Here is a 5,771-nt window from a genome sequence, read left to right on the forward strand (position 1 = left end):
GGTTGCCGATGATGTCGACGGTGCTCAGGCCCGCGTCGCCGAGATAACCGTTCACCAGCCCCGTGTCGCCGAGGACCTGCTGGAACAGGGCGACCACGATCACCCATGAGATGAAGTGCGGCAGATACGCCACCGACTGCACGAAGCGGCGGACGGTGGTCCAGGTCAGGGTGTGCAGGAGCAGGGCGAGGGCGAGCGGTACGGGGAAGTAGAAGACGATCTGGAGGACCGCGATCCAGAGGGTGTTGAGGACCGCGTCCCAGAACTCGGCGTCCTGGAACATCCGTTGGAAGTTGCCGAGTCCCACCCATGGACTGCCCCAGATGCCGTCGAAGGGCACGTAGTCCTTGAACGCGATGACGTTGCCCGCCAGGGCGCCGTAGTGGAACAGCAGGAAGTAGCCGAGCCCGGGGAGCATCAGCAGGAACAGCGCCCGGTTTCTTCGGCTCCCGCTCCTGCGGCTCTGGAAACCTTTTCTCCCCCTGAACGCACCGGTCGGACGGCGGCGGGATGGGGTCACCGCCTCCTTACCTGCACGCTCCCGCACCACCGCGGCCACGGAGCCTCCTCACCTCTGGCTGTTGGGTGAGGGGAAATTAAAACGTTTCCAATCCAGGGTCAACACTTCTGACACAGACCGGTAGTTGGCCTTGGTGCGGTGCGCCCGCCGACCTGCGGAGACCGCTTAAAACGTTTTCGTAAGCGCCAGGAGGTACGCGTGGAGAGCGGCCGAGCCCTCCAGCCGGCTCCGGCTCCGCAGATGCAACTCGCGTTCCCGGCCCGCCAGTTCGGCCCGTACGCGCTCGGGGCTGCCGGTGGTGCGCAGTTCGGACAGGACCGGCTCGATGGTGGAGAACGGATGGTGACCACGCCTCAGAAGCGCCACGATCTGGGCGAGCCGCGCCTCCGAGGCGGAGTAGCGGCGGTATCCGGTGACCTTCTCCCGCGTCGGCCGCAGCAGGCCTCGCGTCTCCCACAGCCGCAGGACAGGCGTCTGCACCCCGATGGCGTCGGCCACTTCACCGATACGCATCCCGCCACGGTCCCGGTCAGGCGGCTCGGCCTCGTGGGTGATCAGCGTGTCCAGCGCCCGGATGGCCTCGGCGAGTTCGGTGCGCTCCCGGTGGAGCTCGGCGTGGCTCTCGTCCAGGACGGCGAGCGCGGTCTCCAGGTCGCCGCCGTGCACGGCCCGCATGATCGCGCCGGTCGTCGGCCAGCCGTGCCCGACAGCCAGCGCGCGGCCGGCCCTGAGCGCTTCGGCGTGTGCGGTCGTGAACACCCGGTAGCCGCTGTCCGTGCGCTCGACGGGCGGCAGGATGCCCGTCTCCACGTAGTTGCGGACCTGCTGCGTCGAGATGCCCGCCTCCCGCGCGAGATCGACGGCCCGCAGTCGGTCGCCCACCCGGTCTCCTCAGCCTGCCGCTTCACCCTGATTTGAGGGTTACAGAGTAGGCCGTGGCCTTGGACTGGCACGAACTCGGCTCAAGTCTCAAGAAGCACTTCAATGAAACGATTGAAGGAGAGCAGTCCGGAACAAGACCGGGGCCACAGGACCAGGAAGAGGAGGGCCTCGCCATGAAGTTCGTTCTCGAAGTCGACATGGGCGACACCGCCTGGGAGGGGAACGCCGCGCGGGAGCTGGGGCGGATCCTGCGCTACTGGGGAGGGAACCTCCAGCACTACGAGCTGAAGCCGGGCGACGGGGCGGCCGTCTCCGACTCCGCCTACCGCGAAGTGGGTTCCTGGAGCATCACCACTTCGGCATGACGCCGGGATCGGCTCAGGATTGAGGCCGAACTCGGCTCAGGACTGACGTCGCGGCCGTCCCGGGAATGACGCCGGGGCCGGCGGAGACGGCCCCACTCCGTCTCCGCCGGCCCCTGTTGCGAGATCGCGTGGCACTCCGCGAGGGGACCCGCACTCCCCATCCGCATCCGCGGGCCTCCGTCGACGCACATCGGCGAACCGCGCGACCCCGGTCCTTTAGAACGTGAAGACGGTCGACCCGTAGGCGTTCTTCACGCACTCGTTGGAGAAGGTGCGTTCATAGGACACCCGCTTGCCCTGCCAGACACCGTCGACCGTGACGACGACGGGATCGTATTCGCGGGTGCACATGACTTCGGTTCTTCCTGGCAGGGTGTTGAAGTCCCCTCCGGACTCCCGGAGTTCGGCGCAGGCCGACGCCGCCGCCGGGTGGGTTCCCGAGGCGGCCGGCGCACAGGTCAGGGTGACCGCGCGTCCGGGGGCGGCGTCGGCCTTGAGCTCGCCGTGGCCCATGGTGAGCACCAGGGAGGAGGGGGCGTAGAGGGAGTTCGGCGAGGGGGTGGCGGCGAGGGCGGACCCGGTGAGGGGTCCGCATACGGCGGTGGCCGTCAGCGTGATCGTCGCTGCCCAGCGCGCGGTGTTCGGCATTGTGTGCATCCTTCCGCTCGGTTGGTTGCCGCCGGCTCGGTCGAGTGCCGGTGCGGCGAGCGCGAGTCTGCCGAGTCCGCGCCGGAAACACACGTCGACCCCACGCGTTTCAGTAACCTTGCGTATTGAATCAGTGGCGTGAAGTTACGGAATTCGAACGCGCAGACCCCGGAGTTGAGCGGACCCTGCGTCACCGAGTGGACACGCTGGCCGGATATGTACTGCTCAGCAATAGGCCTGAAACATTCCGCTTCCAGCTGAGCGCCGGACCCTTGCATCCGGACTGCAAGCGAGTAATCGTAGTTACATGATTACATCCGAACACCACGAGAAATTGCGCGGCTGGTTCGCCGGCCGTCTTCCTGACGACCTCTTCGAGAGCCTCGGCGAGGTCACGGTCGACCGCGAGGAGATCACCGTCGTCGGCCGCATCCCCGAACCCCGGCTCGCCGAGAGCGCCTCGGACGCCGAGCGGGAGGCGGCCGTCGGCTCCCGTATCCAGGAGTTCCGCGAGCGCACCCGCGACGCCCGGGTCGCCGTGGCCCGCGAGGCCGAGCACCGTTTCGGCAAGAAGGTCTCGTGGGGTGTGGAGTGCGGCGGTGAGCGAGCCCTGTTCACGCATGTCGCGGCGCCCGTGATGACGCGCCTGCGGCAGCCGCAACGGCAGGTCCTCGACACCCTGATCGCCGCCGGTGTCGCCCGCAGCCGCAGCGACGCGCTCGCCTGGTGCGTCCGCCTCGTCGAGCGCCATGCGGACGACTGGCTCACGGAGTTGCGGGACTCCCTGGGGCACGTACAGCGGGTTCGCGCACAGGGGCCCGACGGTCCGGGACCCATTGCCGAGGACGCGGGCCCCGAGGACACTCCGACCGACAACTGACACCTGAGCCGGTTCGGGAAACGACGTCAACGGGAGGACTTCATGCGCAAAGTGGTCAACAGCCTCCGGGCACGGCTGACCGTGCTCGCGCTGCTCGCCTGCGGATTCGCGGCTCTGACGCCCGTGAGCCACGGCGGATGACAGCGATCACCCGACGGACAGGGCCGCCCGCGAGACCGTGCGGTTCGGCCACCGGCAACTGACAAGAGCCGATGACAGATTCGTCCACCGGCGACCGCGAACATGGATGGTTCGTCCACTGGTGCGGGCCTCGGCCCAGCCCTTAGCTTCGGCAGATCACCGCACCAAGGGACGGCTTCCCCGCGCTCCGCGCACCCAAGCGACAGCGACACGCCGTCCGGCCAGCCGCGTCATCACGCGCTCCCCCGCCCTGACGCCCCCGGGGTGTCGGTCCTTCGCTGGAGCCCCTCCTTGTCCCAGAACTCCCCCGCCACGCAGCCCCCGTCCCTCACCGAGGTCGAGCCCTACGGCGTCGAGCGGATCCCCGAAGCGGACCGCTCCGCGAGCCCGCTCGACCTCTTCCGGCTCGCCTTCGGTGGGGCCAACACCTTCTCCACCTGCGTACTCGGGGCCTTCCCCATCCTCTTCGGCCTCTCCTTCTGGCAGGGGCTCGCGGCGACGCTCCTCGGGGTCATCGCGGGTGCGCTGATCCTCTGTCCGATGGCGGTCTTCGGGCCGGTCAACGGCACGAACAACGCCGTCTCCTCCTCCGCCCACCTGGGCGTGCACGGCCGGGTCGTCGGTTCGTTCCTGTCGCTGCTCACCGCGGTCGCGTTCTTCTCCATCTCGGTGTGGAGTTCGGGCGACGCCCTGGTCGGCGGTGCGCACCGGCTCTTCGGACTGAGCCGCAGCGACCTGTCGTACGTCGTCGCGTACGCGCTGTTCGCCGTGCTGGTGCTCGCGGTGTGCGTGTACGGGTTCCGTTTCATGCTGTTCGTCAACAAGGTCGCGGTGACCTCGGCGACCCTGCTGTTCCTGCTCGGCGCGGTGGCCTTCGCCGGGGACTTCGACTCCTCGTACGCGGGGATCTTCACGGCGTCGGCCGACGCGGCGACACAGGATCTGTTCTGGCCGTCGTTCATCGGCTCCGCCCTGATCGTGCTCTCGAACCCGGTGTCCTTCGGCGCGTTCCTCGGCGACTGGTCGCGCTACATCCCGGCGAGCACTCCGCGCCGCAAGGTGATCGGCGCCGCGTTCCTGTCGCAGATCGCGACCCTGTTGCCGTTCGTTTTCGGCCTGGCGACCGCGAGCATCATCGCGGCGAAGGCACCGGACTACGTCGATCCCGCGGCCCCGGACTTCGTGGGCGGGCTGCTGGCCATCTCGCCGAGCTGGTTCTTCCTGCCGGTGTGTCTGCTCGCGCTGATCGGCGGCATGGCGACGGGCACGACCGCGCTGTACGGGACCGGGCTCGACTTCTCGTCCGTGTTCCCCCGGCTGTCCCGGGTCCAGGCGACGGTGCTGGTGGGCGTGTTGTCCATCGCGTTCATCTTCGTCGGGCGCTTCGGCTTCGACCTCGTACAGAGCATCTCGACGTTCGCCACGATGATCATCACGTGTACGACGCCGTGGATGGTCGTGATGATGCTGGGCTTCTTCACCCGGCGCGGCTGGTACGACCCCGACGCGCTCCAGGTCTTCAACCGGCGCCAGCGGGGCGGCCGTTACTGGTTCGCGCACGGCTGGAACTGGCGCGGGATGACCGCCTGGTGGGTCTCCGCCGTCATCGGAGTCCTCTTCACGAACATCCCCGGCCAGTTCGTGGGCCCGCTCGGTGACCTGGCCGGCGGGATCGACATCGGCCTGCCGATCTCCCTGGCGGTCTCCGCCGTGCTGTTCCTGTCGCTGCTGTGGTTCTTCCCCGAACCGCGGGCGGCGTACGGGCCGGAGGGCGCCCGCCTGGCCCGTACCGTCGATGTACCGGTACCACCCATCACCGGACCGGGCAGCGACACCGACGCCAACCGCCCGGTCCTGGCCACCGAGGGCTCCTGACGACTTCTGACGGCTTCTGAGCACTTCGAGGGGCGAAAACCGGACAGCCCGCTCGGCAGGGGGTCGTCGAGGAGCGGTGCCTTCGTAGACTGCCGCGCCATGGAAGAGATCTACGAGCTGGGCGCGATCACGTGTCCGTCCGGTGAGTTGGTGGTCCTCGACGGTGGTCACCTGGGTATGTGGAGCGGGGAGCGGTCGCCGGCGGAGGTGGACCCGGGGGCGTTCGGCGTCCAGGATCCGGCGGTCGCCGCCGATGTGAGCGGAGCGACCGACTTCACTGTCACCGGCCCCGACGCCGACACCGCGGCCCACTCCTTCGGCCGGCAGCCCGGCCGCATGCTCCACGACATCCCGGCGTCCGGAGTCGCGCGACTGCGTGAACTCTTCGACGCGCACTGCCGGGAGCACGGCTTCGACGCACGGCTGGAGGCCTGCGAGCGGGTGCCGCACCGGGAGCGGG

The 5,771-nt window shown here is 68.7% G+C and carries 6 protein-coding genes and 1 pseudogene; 4 read left to right on the forward strand and 3 right to left on the reverse strand.

Going from position 1 to position 5,771, the window contains the following annotated elements; all coding sequences use genetic code 11:
- Together O3Q52_RS47630 and O3Q52_RS47635 are read right to left on the reverse strand one after the other, a co-directional pair.
- Positions 1 to 418, reverse strand: a pseudogene (locus tag O3Q52_RS47630) (sugar ABC transporter permease); the annotation flags it as partial.
- A gap of 267 nt (positions 419 to 685) precedes the next feature.
- A complete protein-coding gene (locus O3Q52_RS47635) occupies positions 686 to 1,402 on the reverse strand; it encodes a MerR family transcriptional regulator (protein ID WP_269654701.1) in 717 nt (238 codons plus the stop codon).
- Between the two features lie 173 nt (positions 1,403 to 1,575).
- Between O3Q52_RS47635 and O3Q52_RS47640 the strand changes: the two genes are divergently transcribed.
- Positions 1,576 to 1,767 (forward strand): hypothetical protein, encoded by a 192-nt coding sequence (locus O3Q52_RS47640; protein WP_269654702.1) that lies wholly within the window; start codon positions 1,576 to 1,578, stop codon positions 1,765 to 1,767.
- Positions 1,768 to 1,983: 216 nt separating this feature from the next.
- Here O3Q52_RS47640 and O3Q52_RS47645 read toward each other — a convergent pair whose 3' ends face one another.
- The gene (locus tag O3Q52_RS47645) at positions 1,984 to 2,415 is read right to left on the reverse strand and encodes a protease inhibitor (protein ID WP_269654703.1); all 432 of its coding nucleotides are present in this window, start codon (positions 2,413 to 2,415) and stop codon (positions 1,984 to 1,986) included.
- Positions 2,416 to 2,722: 307 nt separating this feature from the next.
- Here O3Q52_RS47645 and O3Q52_RS47650 point away from each other — a divergent pair, with 307 nt between their 5' ends.
- The 3 genes from O3Q52_RS47650 to O3Q52_RS47660 form a co-directional block, all read left to right on the forward strand.
- Positions 2,723 to 3,295, forward strand: coding sequence for a hypothetical protein (locus O3Q52_RS47650; protein WP_269654704.1), 573 nt, complete (start codon positions 2,723 to 2,725; stop codon positions 3,293 to 3,295).
- Positions 3,296 to 3,727: 432 nt separating this feature from the next.
- Positions 3,728 to 5,311, forward strand: coding sequence for a cytosine permease (locus O3Q52_RS47655; RefSeq protein ID WP_269654705.1), 1,584 nt, complete (start codon positions 3,728 to 3,730; stop codon positions 5,309 to 5,311).
- A gap of 99 nt (positions 5,312 to 5,410) precedes the next feature.
- Positions 5,411 to 5,771: hypothetical protein (locus O3Q52_RS47660; RefSeq protein ID WP_269654706.1), on the forward strand; the 361-nt coding region annotated here is incomplete at its 3' end.

The sequence above is a fragment of the Streptomyces sp. ActVer genome, assembly GCF_027270795.1.
In the GTDB taxonomy this organism is placed as follows: Bacteria; Actinomycetota; Actinomycetes; order Streptomycetales; family Streptomycetaceae; genus Streptomyces; species Streptomyces umbrinus_A.

Excerpts from the sequence above, each read along its gene's own strand:
- O3Q52_RS47640 (WP_269654702.1), top strand. The coding sequence starts at position 1,576 with ATGAAGTTCGTTCTCGAAGTCGACATGGGCGACACCGCCTGGGAGGGG.
- O3Q52_RS47645 (WP_269654703.1), bottom strand. The coding sequence starts at position 2,415 with ATGCCGAACACCGCGCGCTGGGCAGCGACGATCACGCTGACGGCCACC.
- O3Q52_RS47650 (WP_269654704.1), top strand. The coding sequence starts at position 2,723 with ATGATTACATCCGAACACCACGAGAAATTGCGCGGCTGGTTCGCCGGC.